Below are 22,898 nucleotides of genomic sequence, written 5' to 3' on the forward strand. Positions count from 1 at the left end.
GCGAAAGCGTGCAAAAGGGACAGGCACTTTTGCACGCTTTTGCGCCATTCCCCGAGGAGGGCAAGGTCGGCTACGAGCGCGTCAAGCCGGTCCTCTTTGAGTTCCCCACCTACAGCTACCTGCGCACCGGTGACGTCATCGGGCCGTGCGCGGACTTTGCAAGGGAGGTACGGGCATGATGACCCGTCGTAACTTCCTCTCCGTGGCGGCCGCGCTGGGAGCCGGCGCGCTCCTGGGCGGCTGCTCGGGGGAGGGGAACGGCGCGGGGTCGACGGCGGGTGCCCCGGTCAGCGCCCCAGTGGAGGAGGATGCCACGGCAGACGGGAGAACCATAACCGTGACCTGCGGGGAAGCGACGGTCACCTATCAGCTCAACGACAGCGCGGCGGCCGACGCGCTTCTCTCCCAGCTGCCGCTGACGCTGGAGGTCGAGGACTTCTCGGACAACGAGAAGGTCTTTTACCCGCCCGAGGGGCTTGACGTGGCGGGCGCGCCGCTCGCCGAGTCCGGCGAGGCAGGGACGCTCGCGTACTACGAGCCGTGGGGCGACGTGGTGATGTTCTACGGGCCCTTCTCGCCCAGCGGAGCGCTCTACGAGCTGGGGCGGGCGGTGGATGGTGCGGGCGCGATCTCTGGGCTCTCCGGCGCGATCGAGGTCGCGCTGGTGGAGTAGGCGACGGGCGTCGCCCGCAGAGAGAGGGGAGAAGGAAATGCTGACGAGAAGGAACCTGCTTCAGGCCGCCGCGATGGCGGCGGCGACGATGCTCGCGGGGTGCTCCGAAGCGCAAGACGGAGGCTTGGACGGAAACGCTGCGGCAAACGGCCAGACGGCACCGGTCGAGGACACCGCTGCGGGGGATGCGCCCGCCGCGTCCGGCTCGGTCCTCGTGGCGTACTTCTCTGCCACCGGCAACACCGAGGAGATCGCGGGCAAGCTCTCGTCCGGGCGCGGGGACTTCCTCTCGCGTGTGTTCACCCTGAGGCGGGTGGGGGCGTGGCGGCCTCGGCCCGACGTTCTTCTCGCCTGCGCATGACGCGTCTCAGCCCCGAGCCAAACGCGCGCCTCGGCGTGCCGCCCCGTCACGTCTCCCGGAGGCTCTCCAGGAACAGGCGCACCGCGCGCGAGGGAGTGGCGGTGCGCTTCCACACCACGTCGATGATCGAGACCGCGGGCGGGTAGAGCAGGCGGAAGGAGAGGCCGCTGCCCGGCCCGGCCGGCGTGAGCCCCTCGAGGGTGAGCATGCGGCCCACGCCCTCCTGTACGAGCAGCGCGGCGTTGAAGGAGAGGTTGTAGGTCGCCGCGACCTCGACGTCGTCCCCCTCGTCTCCGAACCAGGCGGCGAGCGGCCCCGCGAGGCGCTCTCCGGTCCACGAGCGCTCGGGCATGACGAGCGGCCCCGCGGCGAGGTCGGCGGGCGAGATCACCTCGCGCGCGGCGAGCGGGTCGTCCTCGCGCACGACGACGCCCCATGCGTCGCTGAGCGGCAGCCTCAGGTGGGAATAGCGCTCGTCCTCGGGGTAGGACATGAGTACCGCGAGGTCATCGAGCCCGTGCTCCAGGCGCTCGACGAGGTCGGTCGCCACCGCGCTGTGCAGGTGGAAGCGGACGTCGGGATAGCGCTCGCGGAAGGCCCGCACGCGCTGGGCGATGAGACGCATGCTCGCGCTCTCGCCGGCGCCGATGTGGATGTCGCCCGCCACGATGTCGTCGTCATGCGAGAAGTCCGCCGAGGTCTGGTCTGCCAGCCCCACGATCTCCTGGGCGCGGCGACGCAGGTAGAGGCCCTTCTCGGTTGGACGCACGCTGCGGCTGCGGCGCTCGAGCAGCTCGCATCCGAGCTCGCGCTCGAGGCCGGCGATCTGGCGCGAGAGCGCCGGCTGCGTGACGTGCAGCTCCTCGGCGGCGCGCGACATGGTCCCGCACTCGCAGACGGCGAGGTAGTAGCGAAGCGCCCTGAGCTCCATGGCTTCCCCCAGACGGGTTGTGTCATATAAGCAAAATGCATATCTCGATATAGATTATAAGCAATTGTATTCTCTCTCGCCCGGGTCCACACTGGAGACGTACGAAGTGGGGCGGCGAGGGGAGGTGCCGTGGGAAGGCGGATTGCCGTGCGCCTGGGCGACGTCACCGTGCACGCCACGCTCAACGAAACCCCCGCCGCCCGCGCGCTCGCCGAGCGGCTCCCGCTGGCCCTGCGCATGTGCGCCTCGACCGTGGGGTGCTGCGGCGCGCTGCCCTTCTCGCTGCCCGCCGACCCCGCGCTCGTGCACCGGGGCTGGACGGACGGGGACCTCAACTACAACCCGTCCGGCGGCTGGCTCGCCATCTTCTTCGACGACGAGAGGAACTCCATGCGCTACGGAGACCAGCTCACCATCGGACGCGTCGATGGTCCGCTCGAGGTGCTGCGCGCGCTCGACGGGCGGCTCGACGCCCTTCTCTCCCTAGAGGCGGGGCAAACGGACTAGGAGGTTTCTATGAAATACGCGAAACTCGGACACTCCGGCATCGAGGTATCCAGGGTCTGCCTGGGCGGCATGAGCTTTGGGGCCCCGTCCGCCGACTTCCACCAGTGGACCGTCGGCCCCGACGAGACCCGCGCGGTGATCGGCCGCGCGCTCGAGCTGGGCGTCAACTTCATCGACACGGCCAACTGCTACGCCCACGGAACGAGCGAGGAGTACATCGGCGCGGCCCTGCGCGAGCTGGGCGTGGCGCGCGAGAGGGTCGTGCTTGCGAGCAAGGTCTTCTTCAACGAGGGCGGGCTCTCGCGCGAGGCCATCGAGCGCGAGATCGACGGGACGCTCAGGCGTCTGGGCACCGACTACCTCGACCTCTATATCATCCACCGCTTCGACTACGCCACGCCCATGGAGGAGACCATGGAGGCCCTCGACGGCCTCGTGCGCGCGGGCAAGGTTCGTGCGCTCGGCGCGAGCGCGATGTACGCCTACCAGTTCCACAACCTGCAGCTCGTTGCCGAGAGGAACGGCTGGACGCGCTTCACGAGCATGCAGAACCACTACAACCTGCTCTACCGAGAGGACGAGCGCGAGCTGATTCCGGTGTGCCGCCAGTACGACGTGGCGCTCACGCCCTACAGCCCCATGGCGTCCGGGCACCTGTGCCGTCCCACCTGGGACTCCTCGAGCATGCGCAGCACCACCGACGCGACCATGCGCAACAAGTACGACGCGGCTGAGGCGCAGGACATGCCGATCGTCTCTCGCGTGGCCGAGGTCTCCGAGCGCCGCGGCGTCCCCATGGCGAGCGTGGCGCTGGCGTGGCACTGGGCGCGCGGGGTGACCGCGCCGATCGTGGGCTGCTCGCGCCCGGAGCGCGTGGATGACGCCGTCGCCGCGCTCGATGTGGGGCTCACGGACGAGGAGGTCTCCTATCTCGAGGAGCCCTACACCGCCCACGAGCTCGTGGGGCCGGCGGCGCGCCCCGGCGAGCGGCCGCTCGCCGGCACGACGAACCCCAACGCAAAGTAGACGCTCCCGCGCCCGGCGCCAGGTCCGGCGCCGGGCGCACGGGCGGGAAAGGAGAAGAGGCATGGCAGACTATCAGGGCGTCGCGGGACTCGGGCGGACCGACCCCGAGTTCGCCGAGCGATTCGCGTACTTTGCGGGCGAGGAGGTGCCCGGCGAGGGCGCGGCGGAGCTGCCGCCCCGCGAGCGCTACCTCGTGGTGCTCGCCGCGCTTCTCGGCTGCCAGGGGCTGGACGAGTTTCGCCTCATGGCAGCCGAGGCGCTCGATGCGGGCGTCACGCCGGTCGAGCTCAAGGAGGTCGTCTACCAGGCATGCGCCTATCTGGGCATCGGGAGGGTGCGGCCGTTCATCGACGCCGCGAACGAGCTTCTCGCCGCGCGCGGCGTGGAGCTCCCGCTTGCGCCCCAGGCGACCACCACGCTCGAGACCCGCTGCGCCGCCGGCAACCAGAAGCAGGTTGACTACTTCGGAGAGGGCATGCGCGAGAGCTGGGAGAGCGGTCCCGCGGAGCGCGCGCACGTCAACCGCTGGCTCGCCGAGAACTGCTTCGGCGACTACTACACGCGCGGCGGCCTCTCCGACCTTGACCGCGAGATGGTCACGTTCTGCTACATCGCGGCACAGGGCGGCTGCGAGCCGCAGGCGACGGCCCACGCGGGCGGCAACATGAACCTCGGGCGCACCAAGGACTTCCTGTACCGCGTGGTGTCGCAGATGCTGCCCTACATCGGCTACCCGCGCAGCCTGAACGCGCTTTCCTGCATCGACAGCGCGGCGGCTGCGCGCGCATAGCGACCCATCGGCCAAAGGAGAAGAGCCATGGCAGAAAACGACGACTTCACCCCCATGTTCGGCAAGGGCGCTCCCAACGAGGCCTTCGCCCAGTACTTCATCGGCAACTCCTTCCTCAACCCGCTCACGAGCGCCGCGGAGTGCGGCGTGGGCCTCGCCAACGTGACCTTCGAGCCGGGCTGCCGGAACAACTGGCACGTCCACCACGCCACCAAGGGCGGAGGGCAGATCCTCATCGTGACCGACGGGCGCGGCTGGTACCAGGAGTGGGGCAAGGAGCCGCGGATGCTCACCCCCGGCGACGTGGTGGTGATTCCCGCCGGCGTGAAGCACTGGCACGGCGCCGCCGCCGACAGCTGGTTCAGCCACATCGCCTTCGAGGCACCGGGCGAGGGATGCTCCAACGAGTGGCTCGAGCCCGTGGACGACGCCTCCTACCCGCAGGCGTAGCCGGTTTTTGAGGCATTCCGAAGGGCGTCTTCATTTGTGGTGTACTTTGTGAGGGGTCTCCGAAGTACACCACAATTATTTTGAAGACAAATCCGCAGCTAGATTGATTGATGCGTTTGTAGTGTACTTCACCTTCCCATTGCGAAATACACTACGAATGTGGGATGCCGCGGCGAGGTGGGTTGAGGGGGCGCTGGGGGGCGCTGCCCACTCCTCGGGATGCCTTCACGTGCCTTGCTAGGCCCCTTCGCTACGTGCTCCGGCGCCGCCTTGCCGGTGAGATGAGGCGCCGCTTTGCTTTCGAGGCCTTCAGCGCTCGCGTCATGCCTACACCAGCCCCCTCCGGGACGCGCTCGTCATGGGGGCGTTCCGCCCCGGGCGTCGATCCCGGCCTGCCGACGCCTCCCGGCGCTCCGAGCTCGACGCCCTCCGGTACGGCGGTGCCCACGCAGAGCGCGAGGGGTCACCTTCTTGTTCCCATGCTCGACGATGAGTCCTTCCCCCATACCTGTCCTCCATGGGCGGGCAGAGGTGCCAGCCATTCCGGAATCAACTTAGAAAAATACCTTTGACCAGCATATTGTTCGCCTATACCCCCTCCTCATAATACTGTGTAGCAACAGTGAAAATAAGACCCCCCAGAGCAAAATTAAGCAACTAATAAGGAGAAGTTGCTCAACTAATATCGACTGAGTTCTGGTATAAGCCGACGGCTCCGTCGGGCCCATGCCGGAGTACTCGCGTAGCTAGGAGAAGGGACCTGGGGATGGATTTCAAGAGCAAGGGGAGGCTCGCCGCGACCGCTGGCCTCACTGCCGTGCTCGCGCTGAGCCCGATTGCGATGCCCGTCGTGACGGCGCTGGCCGAGGGCACTGACGATGTCGAGGCTTCTGCTCGAATTGCCAACGAGCTGACAGTTACGGTGAACTTCTACTCTTCTTCGGATGCGACCAAGCTCGTCTTCACCTACACATACAAATATCAAAACAACTGGTTCGGCGGCTCCCAGCCCGATAACAGGCCGAAGCTCCAGGATGCCCTCGACGCGCTCTATGAGGAGCATCCGGAGTATGAGGACGTGGAGGCTTGGCAGCTCAACAACACCTATGATCTCAGCTCCCTGTGGGATGACCCCAACCAGCTCCTTGGTGACAAGGCTAGCTTTGGCGCGGGGGACAGGGTGTACAACGTCCATCCTTACGAGGAGCAGAAGATCTCTTACACCGTCGTGGACGAGGACGACCCCTCGATCGTGTACGGGACGGTCGACACTGTCGTGGGCGCCAACATGTTCGAGGCAATGGAGGACCTTGCCGATCCCACGAAGACGGACTACCGCTTTGACTACTACTCATGGGGCGACTATCCCGACAATGCGTTCGGCAGCACGACCTACGCCTCGCCGACCCAGACGACGATTCTCGCTCACTTCACCTTCCTGAAGGACGTCGCCACGGTTACCTTTGACTACAACGCTCCGGAGCTTACGAATGATAGTAGGGAGGTAAAGGTCGGGGATGTCGTTAAGAAGCCCGAGGACCCGACGCGCGACGGTTACACCTTCGAGGGCTGGTACAGCGACGCGGCCTGCACCGCACCCTACGACTTTGAGACCCCCATCTCCGGACACAGGACGATCTACGCCAAGTGGGCTCAGAACGAGGCGCCGATCGACCCCGAGGACCCCATCGACAAGACCCACAAGGTAACCTTCGACGACTGCATCGAGATCACCGAGAACGCCGTCGTCGAGGTTGAGGACGGCGCTGCCGTCGCTAGGCCGAACGACCCCGTCTGCGAGGGATGGACGTTCCTCGGTTGGTACTCCGACGTGGCCCTCACGCAGGCCTGGGACTTCTCCGCGCCCGTGACCGATGACATGACGCTCTGGGCCAAGTGGACCAAGAACGGCGCTGGCGACCCGGGTGTCATCGGAGGCAACGATTCCACGTCGGCCGCACCCGATGCCGCGGGCGAGAAGCACGGCAATGACGAGGCGCTTCCCCAGACCGGTGACGCGACCGTTGCCGCCTCCGGAATCGCCGGAGTCGGTGCCGCCGTCGCAGGCCTCGGCGTGATGGTCAGGCGTCGCCGCTAGGTTAACCCGCGCGGGGCGCGCCGTCTGCGCGCCGGGTGCCCCGCGCCACTTCCGTGCACGCGTATCGAAGAAGGGAACGAGCAAGTATGGAACGTAAGGCCAGAAGAACCCTCGCAGTTACCGCCGGGCTCACCGCCCTGCTGGCGCTGAGCCCTGTCGCCCTGCCCGTCGCCACCGCGCTCGCGGAGGAGGGGACCGCTCCCGCGGCTCCCACCGCCGAGACGCAGGCCGCCGAGGACAGGTCGTTCCTCGGCTGGCACTATGGCAACTCTGAGGACCTCCACCTCTATGTTGACCTGTTCCTCCCGTGGGGCGTCTGCGACCGCTGCGGTGCTCCCTATTGGGATGGGTGCGAGCCCGGGGGCGACGAGGATCCCGAGCAGCAGGAGGGCTTCGTCACCTTCCAGTGCACCGACCCCGAGAGCGGGGCCTCGACGTTCGAGGATGAGTTCGGCCCCATCGTCGACGGCAAGATGACGATTTCCGAGGTTCCCGCCCCCACCGAGTACGAGGGGTACGACTTCGTCGGCTGGTCCGTCTGTGGCGGCGAGCCCGTGTCCGAGAAGCAGCTGGTGGGGACGCAGGTCAGCCCCTACACTGTCATCAAGGCGGTGTACGGGCCCTCGGCGCCTGTGACCGTGACCCACAATGTGACCTTCGACGACCAGGTCGAGAGCACCGACAACATCGTCGTCGAGGTCGTGGACGGCGAGACCGTCGCCAGGCCGAGCGAGGACCCGACGCTCGAGGACCACACGTTCGGCGGGTGGTACACGGAGCCTGAGTGCCTCACGGAGTACGACTTTGCTACGCCCGTGACGTCGGACATCACGCTCTACGCCAAGTGGGTCCCGAGCGAGGAGCCCACCGATCCCGAGGAGCCCGGCACCGGCCCGGAGGAGCCCACTGACCCGGAGGAGCCCACAGACCCGGAGGAGCCTACCGATCCGGATCAGCCGGGGGACGCTGCCGGGCAGCCGGGCGACGACGCCCCGACCGCTCCGTCCTCTGACGACGCCGCAAAGAATGCCGGCTCCAAGGGCGACGAGCTCCCGCAGACGGGTGACGCGACCGTCGCCGTCTCCGGCATCGCCGCCCTCGGCGCGGCGACCGTCGGGCTCGGCGCGTTCCTGCGTCGCCGCCGCTAGCGAGCGCAGGCCGGTCACGGTGCGCCCCCGACCCCACCTGGGGTCGGGGGCGCTCTGTTTCGCGCCGAGCGCCCCGCGCGCCGGTTCTGGGCGCCTCGCAGATCGCTCCCTGCGCTACTATTGATGGCCGGACCGCTCGCGGAGGGAGACAGATGGCAGACGAGAAGAACGGGCAGGCTCAGCAGGGGACGCTCTTCGGGGGCGCGATGGCCCCGGCGCCCGCGGCGACTCCGCGCGCGCGGCACGCAGAGCTCAATCGCGTCCTCAGCCATGCCGCGTACGCCTACTACGCGCTTGACCGACCCGAGATGTCCGACGCAGAGTTCGATCGCGCCCTCCAGGAGCTTCTCGCCCTGGAGGAGGGCCATCCCGAGCTCGTGACGCCCGAGTCGTACACCCAGCGCGTGGGCGGCTACGTGTCCGAGCAGTTCGAGCCGGTCGCGCACGCCGCGCGCATGTACTCGATGGACGACGCGATGGACCTCGCCGAGCTTGACGAGTGGCTCGCCCGTACGGACGAGGCGCTCGGAGCTACGCCTGAGCGCCCGGTCGCCTACACCTGCGAGCTCAAGATCGACGGGCTCGGCGTGGCGCTCACCTACCGGGACGCGCAGTTCGTCCGCGCCGCCACGCGCGGCGACGGCACGACGGGGGAGAACGTCACCGCCAACGTCCTCACGATCGGCGATATCCCGCGCGCCCTCGCGCCTGCCGGCCTGGAGCGCCTCGCCGGCGGCGGCCTCGGCCGCTCCGTCGAGGTCCGCGGCGAAGTCTACATGCCGCGCCACTCCTTCGCGCGCCTGAACGAGGATGCCGATGCCGCGGGCACCGCGCCCTTTGCCAACCCAAGAAACGCCGCCGCGGGCAGCCTTCGCCAGAAGGACCCCAAGGTCACGGCCCATCGCGACCTCGAGACCTTCATCTACGCCGTGGCGGACGAGGCGCCCATCGACGTCCACACCCAGCACGACTTCCTCCAGTGGCTCGTCGACTGCGGCTTCTCCGTGAATCCCCACTTCAAGCGCTGCACCTCCGCCGCCGAGGTCCGCGCCTACTGCGAGGACGCCCTTGCGCACCGCGACGACCTCGACTACGACATCGACGGCGTGGTCGTGAAGGTCGACTCCTTTGCCTCCCAGGAGGCGCTCGGCTTCACGGCGCGCGCCCCGCGCTGGGCCATCGCGTTCAAGTTCCCTCCGGAGGAGAAGCGCACCGTCCTGCGCGAGATTCGCGTGCAGGTGGGCCGCACCGGCGTGCTCACGCCCGTCGCCGAGTTCGACCCCGTGACCGTTGCCGGCTCCACGATCGCCCGCGCGACCCTGCACAACGTGGACGAGATCGCCCGCAAGAACGTCCGCGTGGGGGACACGATCGTAGTCCACAAGGCCGGTGACGTCATCCCCGAGGTCGTGGGCCCGGTGCTGGAGCTCCGTCCCGAGGGCGCGCCCGAGTTCCGCATGCCCGAGACCTGCCCCTCCTGCGGCAGCCCCGTCGTGCACGAGGAGGGGGAGGTCGCCTATCGCTGCGTCTCCATCGACTGTCCCGCGCAGGCCACCGAGCGCCTCATCCACTGGGGCAGCCGCACCGCCATGGACATTGACGGCCTCGGCGACGAGATCGTCTCCCGCATGGTGGAGCAGGGCCTTCTCGCCGACGTGGCCGACTTCTACGACAGGCTCACCGAGGAGGCGCTTGCCGAGGTCTGGACCGGCCGCCAGGCCGTGGACGGCTCCGACATCGTGATCGGCCCTGTCATTGCGGCAAAGATCATGGCGCAGGTCACGGAGTCCAAGGGCCGCGGCCTCGCGCGCGTCCTCTTTGGCCTGGGCATCCGCCACGTGGGCGCCACGGTGGCGCGTCAGCTTGCGGGGCACTTCGGAAGCATGCAGGCGCTCTCCGCCGCCACCGAGGAGGACATCGCCCAGGTGGACGGCATCGGACCCAAGATCGCAGCCAGCGTGCGCGAGTTCTTCTCCATCGAGAAGAACGTGGCCGTGGTGGAGCGCCTGCGAGAGGCGGGCGTAGTCCTGGAGGAGGAGCGCCGCGAGCCAGAGCGCCCGCAGACGCTTTCCGGCCTCACCTTCGTGCTCACCGGGACGCTCGAGCGCCGCACGCGAGACGAGGCGAAGGCCGCGCTTCAGGCCCTCGGGGCCAAGGTCACGGGTTCGGTCTCCAAGAGGACGAGCTACGTTGTGGCGGGGGCGGCGGCCGGGTCCAAGCTCGCCAAGGCGGAGAGCCTTGGCGTGCCGGTGCTCGACGAGGACGCCCTCGAGCGCGTGCTCGAGACCGGCGAGCTGTAGCGGCGCCCCGTGCCACGGGGACGGAGGTATTGTCACCGCTCCGTCCCCGTGGCACGGGCGGGCCGCCAGGGACGGGGCGTCCGCAGCCCCTCCGGCTCCTGCGTCCCTGCGAGGAGGTGTTCGATGAACGTTCTCACGCGCATCAGGATGGGGGAGGGCCTCTCGGACGGCGAGCGCGCCCTCGCCCAGGCTCTTCTCGCCGACCCGGAGCGCGCCCTAGGGGAGAGCGCCAAGCAGCTCGTCCGCCGGGCTCACGTCTCGCAGGCGACGGTCTATCGCCTCTGCGAGAAGCTCGGGTGCTCGGGGCTCTCGGACCTTCGGGTCCGGATCGCGTCAGCGCTCCCGGCCTTCCGAGGGGAGAGCGCGGGCGTCGACGTTAACTTTCCCGTCCGCGCGGGGCAGGGCGGCCGCGAGGTGATGGGTGCCATCGAGCGCGACCTCGCCCAGACGCTTGCGGCGACGGCGAACGTGCTCGACCCCTGCGAGCTCGACCGCGCGGCGGCGCTCGTGCTGTCCGCGGGCCGCGTCTTCGTGCTCGCCACGGCGGGCAACGTGGCGTTTGCCCAGAACTTTCGCTTCCAGATGGCCGAGATAGGCCGCGTGGTCGTCGTCCCTGTGGACGAGTACGAGCAGCGTCTCGTCGCGTCGTCGGCGGGCGAGGGGGACGTGGTGATCCTGGTCTCGTTCGGCGGCCGCGGGTTCGTGGCCCCGTCGGCCGCCGAGCTGCTCTCGCGGCGCGGCGTGCCGGTGGTGCTCGTTGCATCTGCGGGGGCCACCCCTCTCGACCACCTTGCGGAGGTCAAGCTGGCGCTCTCTCCCCAGGAGGACCACGTGCGCAAGGTCTCCCCGTTCGCCACGGGGGCGTCCCTGCTCTACGTGCTCGACGCGCTCTTCGCACGCGTCTTCGTCGAGGACTTCGACGGCAACCTCGTGACACGGGGACGGAGGAGTTGTCACCGCTCCGTCCCCGCGGCACGCGCGCGCACCCGCGAGACGATTCCGCGGGACACCCCGGTGATGCGCTCGATCTGCCGCACGGAAATGCGGCAGGACAGCAGCTTCCTCAGCGCCTCGTCGCGCCTTGGCCTGGGCAGCGACACGACCTCCCTCGGGTGCATGCCGCCCAGCAGCGATCGCGCGAGGAGCGTTGCCTCCTCGTCCCTGAGCGGCCGTCGGTCGTCGTCGACGTCGATGCACCGCTCGCCCGTCCCCGCCTCGCCGTGGAGCTGCTCGAACGCGTCGACGCCCCCGAGAAGGGAGAGCACCGTCTCGCAGCTCGTCAGGCCAACCGGCTCCGAGAGCCCCAGGTAGGCCCGATAGCTGCTCCAGCGATAGTCGCACGTTCTGCTCAGCCCGCCTGCAACAGGGTTGCGGTGGATGTAGCGCACGACCGTGAGCAGGTAGGCGTCCGTCTCAACGGGCTCGCTCCTGAACCTGCCCTGGAACAGGTGGCCCGTGCGGTCGTGACGCCTGTTGAAGTAGAGCGCGTAGTCGGAGCCGACGGAGCGCATGGTCGCGGAGAGCTCGTTGAGGGGCATCCTCAGGAGGAGGTGCACGTGGTTGTTCATGAGGCACCAGGCGAGGGTCTCCCCGTCTCGCGATGCGAGCTCGTCGCGCAGCGCCGAGAGGAAGTACGTTCGGTCGGCGTCGTCCTCGAAGATGTCCTGCCTGCCGACCCCGCGACAGACGACGTGGTAGATCTCTGACTCTGCCTGCTTCCTCGGCGTGCGCGCCATGGGCCCTCCTCAGAATATGAAGTATGCGGTGTGTAGCTTGTTCCCAGCCAGGGGGCGCCGCAATCCGAGGGCCGCGCCAGGGGGACGGAGCGGTGACAACTCCTCCGTCCCCCTGACACGCCCCTCCCGTCGAGAGGGGCAGGGGATGCCCCCGGGCGAGAAAAACCTCCAAAGTGGGTGCGCTCGCCTCCCCCTGCTGGTATCCTCGCCCAATGGGAAAGGAGACCGCATGCTTGCCGACTACCACGTCCACACCAGCTTCTCGGATGACTCGGCCTACCCGCTGCGTCAGGTGGCGCTCGACGCCGTGAGGCTCAATCTCGACGAGATCTGCTTCACCGAGCACGTCGACTATGGGGTAAAGCCCGAGTGGAACCAGCCGGAGGGGGCCCGCTTCGAGGACGGTCGCCCGGTCACCAACTGCCCGTACGCCCCGTACCTCGACGAGCTCGAGCGCACGCGAGAGGAGCTCGGTGATCGCATCACGCTGCGCGCGGGCCTCGAGCTCGGCGTCCAGACCTCGACGGTCGGACGGAACCACGCCCTCGTGAGGACGCTCGGAGACCGTCTCGACTTCGTCATCTGCTCCATCCATCAGGTGGGCGACCTCGAGTTCTGGAACGGGGACTTCCAGCGCGGTCGCTCGCAGGAGGAGATCAACTGCGCCTACTACGAGGAGCTGCTCGGCGTCGTGGAGTGCTTCCGAGACTACTCGGTCCTCGGGCACCTCGACCTCATCCGCCGCTACGACCCGTTCGGCGACTATCCCTTCGAGTGCGTGCGGGACGTCGTGGCCGAGATCTTGCGCCGCGTCATCGACGACGGCAAGGGCATCGAGGTCAACACCTCGGGCATGCGCTACGGGCTCGGCGACTTCCAGCCCTCCCGCCAGGTCCTCGAGCTCTATCGCGACCTCGGGGGGACGGTCGTCACCGTGGGCTCGGACTCACACCGGCCCGAGCACCTGGGCTCCTACCTGCGCCTCGCCTACCGCGAGCTCAGGGAGCTGGGCTTCTCGAGCGTCTGGACCTTCGAGCGGGGGGAGGCATCCCCGCGACGGCTCCCCTGACGGCCGAGGGGGGGTGTGACAGGGGGACGGAGCGGTGACAACTCCCCCGTCCCCCCGTCACCGTCACCCTGTCACGCGGGCGTTCTCGCGCCTCCAGTCGCGCGGGGGCATCCCGAAGACCCCCTTGAAGGCGCGCGAGAAGTGCAGCTGGTTGGGATAGCCCACGGCGCGTCCGACCTCGCTCACGGGAAGGGCCGTGAGCTTGAGGAGCTCCGTGGCCTTGGACATGCGGTAGCCGATGAGGTACTGCTGAGGCGACTTGCCCGTCGCCTGCTTGAACACCTTGCCGAAGTAGCTCCGGTTAAGGCCGGTCCTCCTGGCAATGTCCTCGACAGAGATGTCCGACTGGTAGTTCTCCTTCACGAAGTCGATGGCCTCGCGGATGTAGAAGCCCTGGATCTTGCTCGGCGCCTGCTCGGCCTCGCGCGCGACGGAGCGAAGGAGGTAGTCGAAGAAGAGGTAGGTGTGCCCGATGAGGTGCAGGGCGGAGGCGTCACGGTTTGAGATGAGGTGGCGCATCTCCTCGACCATCCTGTCGCGCAGCTCGCTCGAGAGCGAGCGGTAGACGGGGGAGGAATCGGTGAGTCCGGCCTGCTCGAGCTCGTCTCTCACGTGGATGCCGTCGAACTCCACCCAAATGTACTCCCAGGGGTCGTCGAGGTCCGCCACGTAGGTGTTCACCTGGTTGGGGAAGATAAGGAAACCCTCGCCCTCGGAGAGGCGGTGGTCGCTCTTGACGCCCCCCTCGTCGCTCGACATGAGCAGCCCACGCCCGGAGATGATGTAGTGGAAGAGGAAGTGGCTGCGTCGCGCGGGACCGAAGGCGTGGCCCGGCTCGCAGGCCTCGCGCCCGTACTGGTAGGGCATGAGGTCGACGTAGTGGGCGTTCGGGAAGGTCGAGAACTCGAGCTCGTTGGTCGGCATCATCGCCTCCGGTGTCCTGGTCTCGGAGCGTGGGATCCGCATCGAAAAGCCTAAGTCGCATTATGTATGGTTTGGCGCACTTTGTATATATCTAAAACGTCAATTAGTCGCATTACGATAAATTCGATTTTGAAAAACTGGAATCGATTCCCGATGTGGAAATAATCTCATAATGCAATCTACCTGCGGATATAAAAAGTGGTCTTACCGTTTGCCCGAAAAACACCTCCGTTCGGCGAAACGGTGAATAAATCATGAAGGGAATTATACGGCGATTTAACTGGGAAAACACAAATTTTGGTACTATATATACCATATATGATACATTTTAGCGTAAAAGTGGCAACCTAAAATTAGCTCAACGTAAGGTGGGGCCCGGGCCGTCGGCGTGCGGCGGTCGGGCAGGGAGAAAGGTTGCGCACATGGCGAGCCTCACACTTGAGCACGTAGGCAAGAAGTACCCCAACGGCTATGAGGGGGTGAAGGACTTCAACCTTGAGATCGCTGACAAGGAGTTCATCATCTTCGTCGGCCCGTCCGGCTGCGGCAAGTCCACGACGCTGCGCATGATCGCCGGCCTCGAGGACATCACCTCCGGCACCCTCAAGATCGACGGTCGCGTGGTCAACGACGTCGAGCCCAAGGACCGCGACATCGCGATGGTCTTCCAGACCTACGCCCTCTACCCGCACATGACCGTCTACGAGAACATGGCGTTCCCGCTCAAGCTCCGCAAGGTCGACGCCAACGAGATCGACAAGGCCGTCCGCGAGGCCGCCCGCATCCTCGACCTCGAGAAGCTCCTCGACCGCAAGCCGTCCGCCCTCTCCGGCGGCCAGCGCCAGCGCGTCGCCATGGGCCGCGCCATCGTCCGCGCCCCCAAGGTCTACCTGATGGACGAGCCGCTCTCCAACCTCGACGCCAAGCTCCGCGTCCAGATGCGCGCCGAGATCTCCAAGCTGCACGACCGCCTCGGCGCCACGATCATCTACGTCACGCATGACCAGACCGAGGCCATGACGCTCGGCACCCGCATCGTCGTCATGAAGGACGGCGTCATGCAGCAGGTGGACACCCCCACCAAGCTCTACAACGAGCCCTGCAACCTGTTCGTGGCCGGCTTCATCGGCTCCCCGCAGATGAACTTCATCGACGTCCAGGTGAGCGAGAAGGGCGCTGGCGTGGCCCTCGCCTTCGGCGCCAACACGATCACCCTCACCGGCCCCAAGGCCGACGCTCTCAAGAAGGGCGGCTACGTGGGCAAGGTCGTCGTCATGGGCATCCGCCCGGAGGACGTCGTCGAGGAGCACGAGTACGCCGAAGGCCGCTCCCTCTCCGAGGCCTTCCCGGCCAACGTCACGGTCTATGAGCTCCTGGGCTCCGAGGCCATGATCTACGCCGACGTCGACGGCGGCCAGATCTCCGCGCACCTCTCCGCCTCGAGCACCGTCCGCACCGGTTCCAAGATCAACTGTGCCGTGGACCTCGCCAAGATTCACCTGTTCGACAAGCAGACCGAGCTGGCCATCGCCCACTAGGGAAGGAGGGCCTCACCCATGCAGAAAAGAGCACTCACACGTCGCTCGTTCCTCGGGCTCTCGGGCGCGGTCGCCGCGGGGCTTGCGCTCACGGGCTGCGAGGGGCAGCGTTCCGACGGAAAGACAGAGATCGAGTTCGTCTCGTACAAGCGCGAGGCCGTGAGCATCTTCGAGTCCCTCATGGCCGAGTTCAACGAGAACAACGACCACATCTATCTCAATTTCACGAGCCCCAACGACGCCGTCACCATCATGAAGACGCGCTTCGTCCGCGAGGACTACCCCGACGTCGTGGCCATCGGCGGCGACGCCTCCTACGCCGACTTCGTCGACTCCAACATCCTGGCCGACGTCTCCGGGTACCCCGGCATGGAGAAGGTCCTGCCGGCCTACCAGGAGATCATGAAGAGCGTCACCTACGTCCCCATGGACGGTATCTACGGCGTCCCCTACATCGCCAACGCCGCGGGCATGCTCTACAACAAGGACATGTTCGCTGAGAAGGGCTGGGAGCTGCCGGAGACCTGGGACGAGTTCATCGCGCTCTGCGACGAGATCAAGGCCGAGGGCGAGGTGCTGCCGCTCTACCTCGGCTTCCTCGACACCTGGACGATCCTCTCGCCGTGGAACTCCATGCTCGTGGAGCTCGTTCCCTCCGACCACATCCGCAAGGTCAACGCGGGCGAGGCGAAGTTCGCCGACTACTACCGCGAGCCCGCCGAGAAGCTCCTCAAGCTCCTCGACTACGCTGAGGACGGCCCCATGGCCTACAGCTACGAGGACGCCTGCACCGCCTTTGCGCGCGGCCAGTCCGCGATGTTCCCCTGCGGCTCCTTCGCCGTCCCGCAGATCCTCTCCGCCAACCCGGAGATGAACATCGGCCTCTTTGCCATGCCGGCGTGCGACAACCCTGACGACCGCATCATCGTCTCCGGCGTGGACCTCTGCTGGAACATGCTGGCCGCCAAGGAGGAGCACCGCGATCAGATCTACGAGGTCATCGACTTCCTCAACGAGCCGGAGAACCTCCAGACCTACTGCGACGACCAGAAGGCCATTCCCTGCATCGAGGGCGACTTCACGCTCGACCCGCTGTTCGACGACATCCAGGACTTCCTGGACGAGGGCAAGGTCATCGACTACCCCGACCACTCGTACCCCTCGGGCATGGCCTGCGACGCCCAGCTCCAGGCGTTCCTCCTCGACAAGGACGTCGACGCGTTCCTCGCCAACTGGGACAACCTCTGGCAGCGCTACAACAAGACCGTCATCCGCAAGTACGCCGAGTACATGGCGAATCAGGGATAAGGAGGGAAGCACATGGCAAGCGCCGCTGTATCAAAGGCGGGATCTGACAGGAACCGCACCTTCCTCGCGATCCTGATCCCTGTCCTCATCCTGTTCATTGCGTTCAACACGATTCCGCTGCTCACGGGCTTCTTCTATAGCTTCACGGACTCCAAGGGCTATGGCGCCTTCGAGATCGTGGGCCTGCAGAACTACATCGACCTCTTCCAGGACGCCCGCGTGGGCAACTCGTACCTGTTCACGTTCAAGATCTCCGTCGTCTCGACGATCCTCGTCAACGTGATCTCGCTCATGCTGGCCATCGGCCTCTCGAGCAAGATCAAGTTCAAGAGCGCACTGCGCGGCATCTACTTCGTGCCCCGCATCCTCGGCGGCCTCGTCGTCGGCTACGTGTTCAGCTACTTCTTCACCTACATCGTCCCCGCCCTCACCGGCACGACCTCGATGCTGGCGAGCAAGGAGTGGGCGTGGGTGGCCATCGTCGTGGTCCTCGTCTGGCAGGCCTGCGCGCAGACCACGATCATCTACATCACCGGCCTCTCCTCCGTCCCCGAGGACGTCTACGAGGCGGGTGCGCTCGACGGCGCGACCGGCTGGGACAAGTTCCGCTACCTGACCTTCCCGCTCATCATGCCGTCCATCACCACGAACATGGTCCTCGTCATGAAGGACATGCTCATGACCTTCGACCAGATCGTGGCAATGACCTCCGGCGGCCCGGCGCAGTCCACCGAGTCCATCTCGTACCTCATCTACCAGAACGGCCTCAACAACAGCCAGTTCGGCTTCCAGTGCGCCAACGCCGTCATCTTCTTCATCGTCATCGCCGTGATCTCCATCGCCCAGACCAAGTTCCTGAACAGTAAGGAGGAGCAGCTCTAATGGCTAACAACACTGTTCCTGCCAAGGTCAAGGAGCGGGTCAACTGGCCCATCACCATCCTGCTCATCATCGGCCTCATCACCATCATCTTCCCGCTCTACATGGCCGTGGTCATCGCCTTCAAGGACCCCTCCGAGATGACCAACGACATCGCGGGCATCCTGTCGCTGCCCTCCACGTGGTCCCTTGACAACTTCATCGAGGCCATCCAGGTCACCGACTTCTTCAACTCGTTCCTGAACTCGCTCATCATCACCGTGGCGGCCGTCGTGATCTCCGTCCTGGTCCACAGCCTCGCCGCCTACGCGATCGGGCGCAACATGGACTCCAAGAAGCTCTTCAAGGCGTCCTACTACTTCATCGTGGCCGGCATGTACGTGCCCTTCGCCATCCTGATGATGCCGCTCGTCAAGCAGACCGCCATCCTGCACCTGGACAACATGGTCGGCGTCATGGTCCTCTACGTCGTGTTCTACATGCCGATGAACATGATGCTCTACACGGGCTACCTGAGGAACATCCCCACGGCCCTCGAGGAGGCCGCCCGCGTGGACGGCGCCTCCACCTGGACCACCTACTGGAAGGTCATCTTCCCGCTCATGAAGCCCATGCACGCCACCGTCGCCGTCATCACCGGCCTCGCCGTGTGGAACGACGTCATGACCCCGCTCGTCATCATGGGCGGCTCCGGCGTCAACACCCTGCCGCTCGCGCAGATGAACTTCCAGACGGCCTTTGCCACGAACTACAACCTGGCCTTCGCGTCCTACCTGCTCGCCATGCTCCCGATGATCATCTTCTACATCGTGGCGCAGAAGCAGATCATCGGCGGCGTCACCAACGGTGCCGTCAAGTAGCTTGGGCTCCGCTGCATTGCGCGTCCCCTGAGTTCGTCCCCCTGGCGCCCGGAATCCATCCATTTTGTGATGGGTTCCGGGCGTCCCCCGGCGGCGTTTCGATGCGCTACACTCTGCCCGAACCTCCAGCCAAGAGAGAAAGCGAGGCGCTGCATGTCCTTCTCGTACGATGCCCCCGAGCGCATCTTCACGCTCTCGACCGAGCGGACCACCTACCAGATGCGGGTCGACGAACACGGCTACCTGCTCCATCTCTACTATGGCGCCAGGACGTCCGCCAACACGTCCTACCTCATCACCTACGCGGACCGCAGCGGCATGTGCGGCTGCCCGCACGATGTGGCGGACCGCACCTACTCCCTCGACGTCCTCCCGCAGGAGTTCCCCTTCCAGGGCGAGGGCGACATGAGAAGCCCGCTGCTCATGGTGCGCGGCGCGGACGGGACCTTCGGATGCGACCTGCGCTACAAGTCCCACGAGATCCGCGCGGGCAAGTACGGCCTGCCCGGCCTTCCCGCCGTCTATGACGAGGGCGAGAAGGACGGTGCGCAGACCCTCTCGATCACGCTCGCCGACGAGCGGCTCGGCCTCGAGGTCGAGCTCCTCTACGGTGTCATGCCCGCCTATGACGTCATCACCCGTGCCGCGGTCGTCAGAAACGTCGGCTCCGGCCGCATAACGGTGGAGAAGCTCCAGTCCGCCTGCCTTGACATGGTGACCGGCGACTTCGACGTCATCACCTTCGACGGCCGTCACGCGATGGAGCGCCGCCCCTCTCGCCACGCGGTGGGCAACGGCTCCTTCAGCGTGGGCAGCCGTCGCGGCATGTCCTCCAACCAGTACAACCCCGTCATGGTCCTCTGTGACGGCGACGCCACGGAGACCGCGGGCCGCGCCTGGTCCATGAGCTTCGTCTACAGCGGCAGCTTCCTCGCCGAGGTCGAGCGCGACCAGTACGAGCAGACCCGCATGCAGATGGGCCTGGCCTCCGACCTCTTCTCCTACCCGCTCGAGCCCGGCGAGAAGATCGTGGCCCCCGAGGTCATCATGACCTACTCCGGCGCGGGCCTCGAGAAGATCTCCCACAACCTGCACCGCTGCATCCGCGAGCGCGTGTGCCGCGGCCCCTGGCGAGACTCCCCGCGCCCCGTGCTCATCAACTCCTGGGAGGCCTGCTACTTCGACTTCACGGGCGACAAGCTCGTGGAGCTGGCCAGGAAGGCGGCCGACCTCGGGCTCGACATGCTCGTCATGGACGACGGCTGGTTCGGCGCGCGCTGCGACGACCACCGCGGCCTCGGCGACTGGAAGCCCAACATGGAGAAGCTCGGCGGCTCCGTGGCCGACCTCGCGCGCCGCGTGAACGAGGTGGGCCTCGGCTTCGGCATCTGGGTCGAGCCCGAGATGGTCAACGAGGACTCCGACCTCTTCCGCGCGCACCCGGACTGGGCGCTCGCCATACCGGGCAAGCCGCCCGTGCTCGGCCGCGACCAGCTGGTGCTCGACCTCTCCCGCGACGACGTGCGCGACAACCTCTTCGAGCAGCTCTGCGCCGTGCTCGACCAGGGAGGCATCGAGTACGTCAAGTGGGACTACAACCGCTCGATCGTGGACGTGCACTCCCGCGTGGCCACCGACCAGGGCAAGGTCCTCTACGACTACATGCTCGGCCTCTACGACCTGCTCGAGCGCGTCCGCACGCGCTATCCCGACCTCCTCATCGAGGGATGCTCCGCAGGCGGCGGCCGCTTTGACGCCGGCATGCTCTACTACACGCCGCAGATCTGGACCTCGGACAACACCGACGCCCGCAACCGCCTGGAGATCCAGTACGGCACCTCCTTCGGGTACCCGTGCTCGGCGGTGGGAGCCCACGTCTCAGCCTGCCCCAACGAGATCACGGGCCGCACCGTGCCGCTGGGCGCGCGCGGCACCGTCGCCATGGCCGGCGGCGCGTTCGGCTACGAGCTCGACCTCATGGAGCTCAACGACCGCGCCTGCGAGCACATCCGCACGCAGGTCAAGACCTACCGTGGCATCGAGCACCTCGTGCGTGAGGGCCTCTTCTACCGTCTGAGCGACCCCAAGTACGCTGACGTGGCATCGTGGGAGTTCGTCTCCGAGGACGGGTCGGAGGCGCTCGTCTGCGCCGTGGTCACGCGCGTCGACGGCTACGCCAAGGCCAACTACGTGGTCCCGCGCGGCCTCACGCCGGGCGCCACGTACCGCATGGTGAGCAACGGCCTCGAGTTCTCGGCCGACGCCCTCATGGACATGGGCCTGCCGCTCACCGTTCCCAACTCGCCGTACGAGAACTTCATGTACCGGTTCGAGCGGGTCGAGTAGCGGCTCGCACGCATCGGCTCCTGACAAAGGTGACGGGGTCGCTTGTCATGAGAAGCATGACAAGCGACCCCGTCACCTTTGTCAGGAGCGTCCTTCTCGGCACGCGCGGCCCGCTATTTCAGGAAATCCACCGTTACGCGCGCATCGGGCGAGAAGGGCGGGCCCCCGGACGAACGGGGGAGGTGTCGTCCGGGGGCCGGAAGGAGGCGGTGCCTGACGCGCTAACGCACGACCCAGGCGGTGGCGTCGCAGGGGAGCCTGCCGTCCACGAGCGCGGCGCTGGCGAGAAGGACCTCGCCGGCGGGCAGCGCCACGGCGGCGGCGCCGAAGTTGGTCACGCTCGTGAGCACCCGGCCGCCCGCGGCGGGGCGGCGGTAGGCGATGACCTGGTCGTCGTAGCCGTCCGCCCAGGCGAACGAGGTGTCGCCGGTGGCCACGAGCAGCTCGGCGCGCGCGGCGAGCGCGCGGCGGTAGAACTTGAGCATGGAGTCCTTCTCGGTCTCCTCAACGTCGACGGCGAACTGGGCGAACCACTCGGGCTGGGGAAGGTGCGCGGGCGCGTGGTCGGCGGGCGCGGAGAAGCCAAAGTCACCGGACTCGTCGACGGCCTTCCAGGGCAGCGGCACGCGGCAGCCGTCGCGGCCCTTGATGGCGTCGCCGTGGCTCGTCATGGCTGCCTCGGGGTCCTCGAGCGCGCCCCAGGGGATGTCCGCAACCTCAAAGAGTCCCAGCTCCTCGCCCTGGTAGAGATAGACCGAGCCAGGAAGGCCCAGCTCCATGAGAAGCGCGGCGCGGGCGCGGCGGGTTCCGAGGTCGCGGTCCTCGTAGTAGGTCTTGCCGTCGCGGAGCAGCCAGTCGTTCACGAGCTGGTGATGCACCGCGGAGCGGACCTGCGGCAGGCCGTAGCGCGTGGGGTGGCGCGGCATGTCGTGGTTGGAGAGGACCCAGGTGGTGGTGGAGCCGGAGCGCTCGGCCGCGGCGAGGCCCTCCTCTATGGCCAGGCGCAGCTCGTCGGCAAACCAGCCCGCCTTGGAGAGCTCGAAGTTGAAGACCTGCCCCAGCTCCTCGGGGGAGGCGTACATCCACTGGTGCTCGGGGACGACCCACGCCTCGGCAACGGCAAAGCGCGCGGGCTCGTACTCGTTGAAGACCTGGCGCCACTCGCGGTAGATCTCGTGGACCTCGGGGCGGTCCCACAGGGGGTTCTCGTCTCTGGGCTCGCCCTGGTCGGGATCGTCGGGCCACTCGTCGAGCGGGCGGCTCTCGAGGTCCTTTGCCAGCGCGTGCGCCACGTCGATGCGGAAGCCGTCCGCCCCGCGGTCGCTCCAGAAGCGCAGCGTCCTCTTGAAGTCCTCGCGCACCTCGGGGTTCCTCCAGTTGAGGTCCGCCTGCTCCACGGCAAAGAGGTGCAGGTACCACTCGCCGTCGCCCACCGGCTCCCAGCCGGGCCCGCCAAAGGTGGACCTCCAGCCGTTGGGGGGCAGCTCGCCGTTCTCCCCGCGACCGGGGCGGAAGATGTAGCGGTCGCGCTCCGGGGAGCCGGGGCCTGCGGCCAGTGCCGCCTTGAACCACTCGTGCTCGGTGGAGGTGTGGTTGGGGACGATGTCCACGATCACCTTGATGCCCGCGGCGTGCGCGGCGGCGGCCATCTCGCCAAAGTCCTCGAGCGTCCCCAGACGCGGGTCCACGTTGCGGTAGTCCGCCACGTCGTAGCCGCCGTCGGCGAGCGGGGAGGGGTAGAACGGGGAGAGCCAGATCGCGTTGATCCCCAGGGAGCGCAGGTAGTCCATGTGGGCGGTGATGCCCTTGATGTCGCCGAGGCCGTCGCCGTTGGCGTCGTAGAAGCTGCGCGGGTACACCTGGTAGACCACCGCCTGCTTCCACCACTCCACGTTTCCGTTGATGAGCGTCATGCCAATCTCCTTTCCTGAGGGCGCACAAAGGGGACAGGCGT

At 66.9% G+C, this 22,898-nt stretch carries 20 protein-coding genes and 1 pseudogene; 17 read left to right on the top strand and 4 right to left on the bottom strand.

All coding sequences use genetic code 11. From position 1 onward, the window contains the following. The first annotated feature begins 8 nt into the window (after window positions 1-8). Genes BQ7391_RS12355 through BQ7391_RS06240 form a run of 3 tightly spaced genes read left to right on the top strand, consistent with a single transcriptional unit; the run spans window position 9 to window position 1,034 of the window. The gene (locus tag BQ7391_RS12355; RefSeq protein WP_159437351.1) at window positions 9-179 is read left to right on the top strand and encodes a hypothetical protein; all 171 of its coding nucleotides are present in this window, start codon (window positions 9-11) and stop codon (window positions 177-179) included. After that, complete coding sequence (locus tag BQ7391_RS06235; RefSeq protein WP_083662131.1) at window positions 176-673, top strand: cyclophilin-like fold protein; 498 nt, start codon at window positions 176-178, stop codon at window positions 671-673. The genes BQ7391_RS12355 and BQ7391_RS06235 overlap by 4 nt, the downstream gene beginning before the upstream one ends. A gap of 37 nt (window positions 674-710) precedes the next feature. Continuing rightward, window positions 711-1,034 (top strand): twin-arginine translocation signal domain-containing protein, encoded by a 324-nt coding sequence (locus BQ7391_RS06240; protein ID WP_075279813.1) that lies wholly within the window; start codon window positions 711-713, stop codon window positions 1,032-1,034. Window positions 1,035-1,080: 46 nt separating this feature from the next. On the opposite strand, the gene BQ7391_RS06245 is transcribed toward BQ7391_RS06240, so the two are convergent. Then, complete coding sequence (locus tag BQ7391_RS06245; RefSeq protein ID WP_075279814.1) at window positions 1,081-1,965, bottom strand: LysR family transcriptional regulator; 885 nt, start codon at window positions 1,963-1,965, stop codon at window positions 1,081-1,083. A gap of 129 nt (window positions 1,966-2,094) precedes the next feature. Here BQ7391_RS06245 and BQ7391_RS06250 point away from each other — a divergent pair, with 129 nt between their 5' ends. From BQ7391_RS06250 to BQ7391_RS06285, 8 genes are all read left to right on the top strand, one after another. Continuing rightward, complete coding sequence (locus BQ7391_RS06250; protein WP_075279815.1) at window positions 2,095-2,472, top strand: cyclophilin-like fold protein; 378 nt, start codon at window positions 2,095-2,097, stop codon at window positions 2,470-2,472. Window positions 2,473-2,481: 9 nt separating this feature from the next. After that, window positions 2,482-3,498, top strand: coding sequence for an aldo/keto reductase (locus BQ7391_RS06255; protein WP_075279816.1), 1,017 nt, complete (start codon window positions 2,482-2,484; stop codon window positions 3,496-3,498). A gap of 61 nt (window positions 3,499-3,559) precedes the next feature. Continuing rightward, a complete protein-coding gene (locus BQ7391_RS06260) occupies window positions 3,560-4,288 on the top strand; it encodes a carboxymuconolactone decarboxylase family protein (RefSeq protein ID WP_075279817.1) in 729 nt (242 codons plus the stop codon). 27 nt (window positions 4,289-4,315) lie between these two features. Beyond that, complete coding sequence (locus BQ7391_RS06265; protein ID WP_075279818.1) at window positions 4,316-4,738, top strand: cupin domain-containing protein; 423 nt, start codon at window positions 4,316-4,318, stop codon at window positions 4,736-4,738. A gap of 766 nt (window positions 4,739-5,504) precedes the next feature. Further along, window positions 5,505-6,836 carry an InlB B-repeat-containing protein gene (locus tag BQ7391_RS06270; RefSeq protein ID WP_075279819.1) on the top strand — a complete coding sequence of 444 codons (1,332 nt, stop codon included), beginning with the start codon at window positions 5,505-5,507 and terminating at the stop codon, window positions 6,834-6,836. An 86-nt stretch (window positions 6,837-6,922) separates the two neighbouring features. After that, the gene (locus tag BQ7391_RS06275) at window positions 6,923-7,984 is read left to right on the top strand and encodes an InlB B-repeat-containing protein (protein WP_075279820.1); all 1,062 of its coding nucleotides are present in this window, start codon (window positions 6,923-6,925) and stop codon (window positions 7,982-7,984) included. A gap of 206 nt (window positions 7,985-8,190) precedes the next feature. Further along, complete coding sequence (ligA, locus tag BQ7391_RS06280) at window positions 8,191-10,284, top strand: NAD-dependent DNA ligase LigA (RefSeq protein WP_129583989.1); 2,094 nt, start codon at window positions 8,191-8,193, stop codon at window positions 10,282-10,284. Window positions 10,285-10,407: 123 nt separating this feature from the next. Then, entirely contained in the window at window positions 10,408-11,595 is a 1,188-nt protein-coding gene (locus tag BQ7391_RS06285; protein ID WP_075279822.1) for a MurR/RpiR family transcriptional regulator, read from the top strand. Between the two features lie 68 nt (window positions 11,596-11,663). On the opposite strand, the pseudogene BQ7391_RS12755 reads toward BQ7391_RS06285, so the two are convergent. Next, window positions 11,664-12,020: pseudogene (locus BQ7391_RS12755) on the bottom strand (transposase); the annotation flags it as partial. 229 nt (window positions 12,021-12,249) lie between these two features. Here BQ7391_RS12755 and BQ7391_RS06295 point away from each other — a divergent pair. Further along, complete coding sequence (locus tag BQ7391_RS06295; RefSeq protein WP_075279824.1) at window positions 12,250-13,089, top strand: histidinol-phosphatase HisJ family protein; 840 nt, start codon at window positions 12,250-12,252, stop codon at window positions 13,087-13,089. A gap of 63 nt (window positions 13,090-13,152) precedes the next feature. Here the strand turns inward: BQ7391_RS06295 and BQ7391_RS06300 are convergent, their stop codons facing one another. Continuing rightward, window positions 13,153-14,055: an AraC family transcriptional regulator gene (locus tag BQ7391_RS06300; protein ID WP_235858632.1), complete on the bottom strand. Its 903-nt coding sequence runs from the start codon at window positions 14,053-14,055 to the stop codon at window positions 13,153-13,155. A 380-nt stretch (window positions 14,056-14,435) separates the two neighbouring features. Between BQ7391_RS06300 and BQ7391_RS06305 the strand changes: the two genes are divergently transcribed. The 5 genes from BQ7391_RS06305 to BQ7391_RS06325 all read left to right on the top strand — a co-directional run bounded on the left by BQ7391_RS06305 (window position 14,436) and on the right by BQ7391_RS06325 (window position 20,944). Further along, window positions 14,436-15,551, top strand: a complete 1,116-nt coding sequence (locus tag BQ7391_RS06305; protein WP_075279825.1) for an ABC transporter ATP-binding protein — start codon at window positions 14,436-14,438, stop codon at window positions 15,549-15,551. Between the two features lie 18 nt (window positions 15,552-15,569). After that, on the top strand, window positions 15,570-16,859 hold the full coding sequence (locus BQ7391_RS06310) for an ABC transporter substrate-binding protein (RefSeq protein WP_075279826.1): 1,290 nt from the start codon (window positions 15,570-15,572) through the stop codon (window positions 16,857-16,859). 12 nt (window positions 16,860-16,871) lie between these two features. Beyond that, on the top strand, window positions 16,872-17,741 hold the full coding sequence (locus BQ7391_RS06315) for a carbohydrate ABC transporter permease (protein WP_075279827.1): 870 nt from the start codon (window positions 16,872-16,874) through the stop codon (window positions 17,739-17,741). After that, entirely contained in the window at window positions 17,741-18,598 is an 858-nt protein-coding gene (locus BQ7391_RS06320; RefSeq protein ID WP_075279828.1) for a carbohydrate ABC transporter permease, read from the top strand. Before BQ7391_RS06315 ends, BQ7391_RS06320 begins: the two co-directional genes overlap by 1 nt. Window positions 18,599-18,751: 153 nt before the next feature. Then, window positions 18,752-20,944, top strand: coding sequence for an alpha-galactosidase (locus BQ7391_RS06325; RefSeq protein ID WP_075279829.1), 2,193 nt, complete (start codon window positions 18,752-18,754; stop codon window positions 20,942-20,944). 221 nt (window positions 20,945-21,165) lie between these two features. Here BQ7391_RS06325 and BQ7391_RS06330 read toward each other — a convergent pair whose 3' ends face one another. Beyond that, window positions 21,166-22,857, bottom strand: coding sequence for a glycoside hydrolase family 13 protein (locus tag BQ7391_RS06330; RefSeq protein ID WP_075279830.1), 1,692 nt, complete (start codon window positions 22,855-22,857; stop codon window positions 21,166-21,168). Between the last annotated feature and the right edge of the window lie 41 nt (window positions 22,858-22,898).

This window comes from Thermophilibacter provencensis, assembly GCF_900128445.1.
GTDB lineage: Bacteria > Actinomycetota > Coriobacteriia > Coriobacteriales > Atopobiaceae > Thermophilibacter > Thermophilibacter provencensis.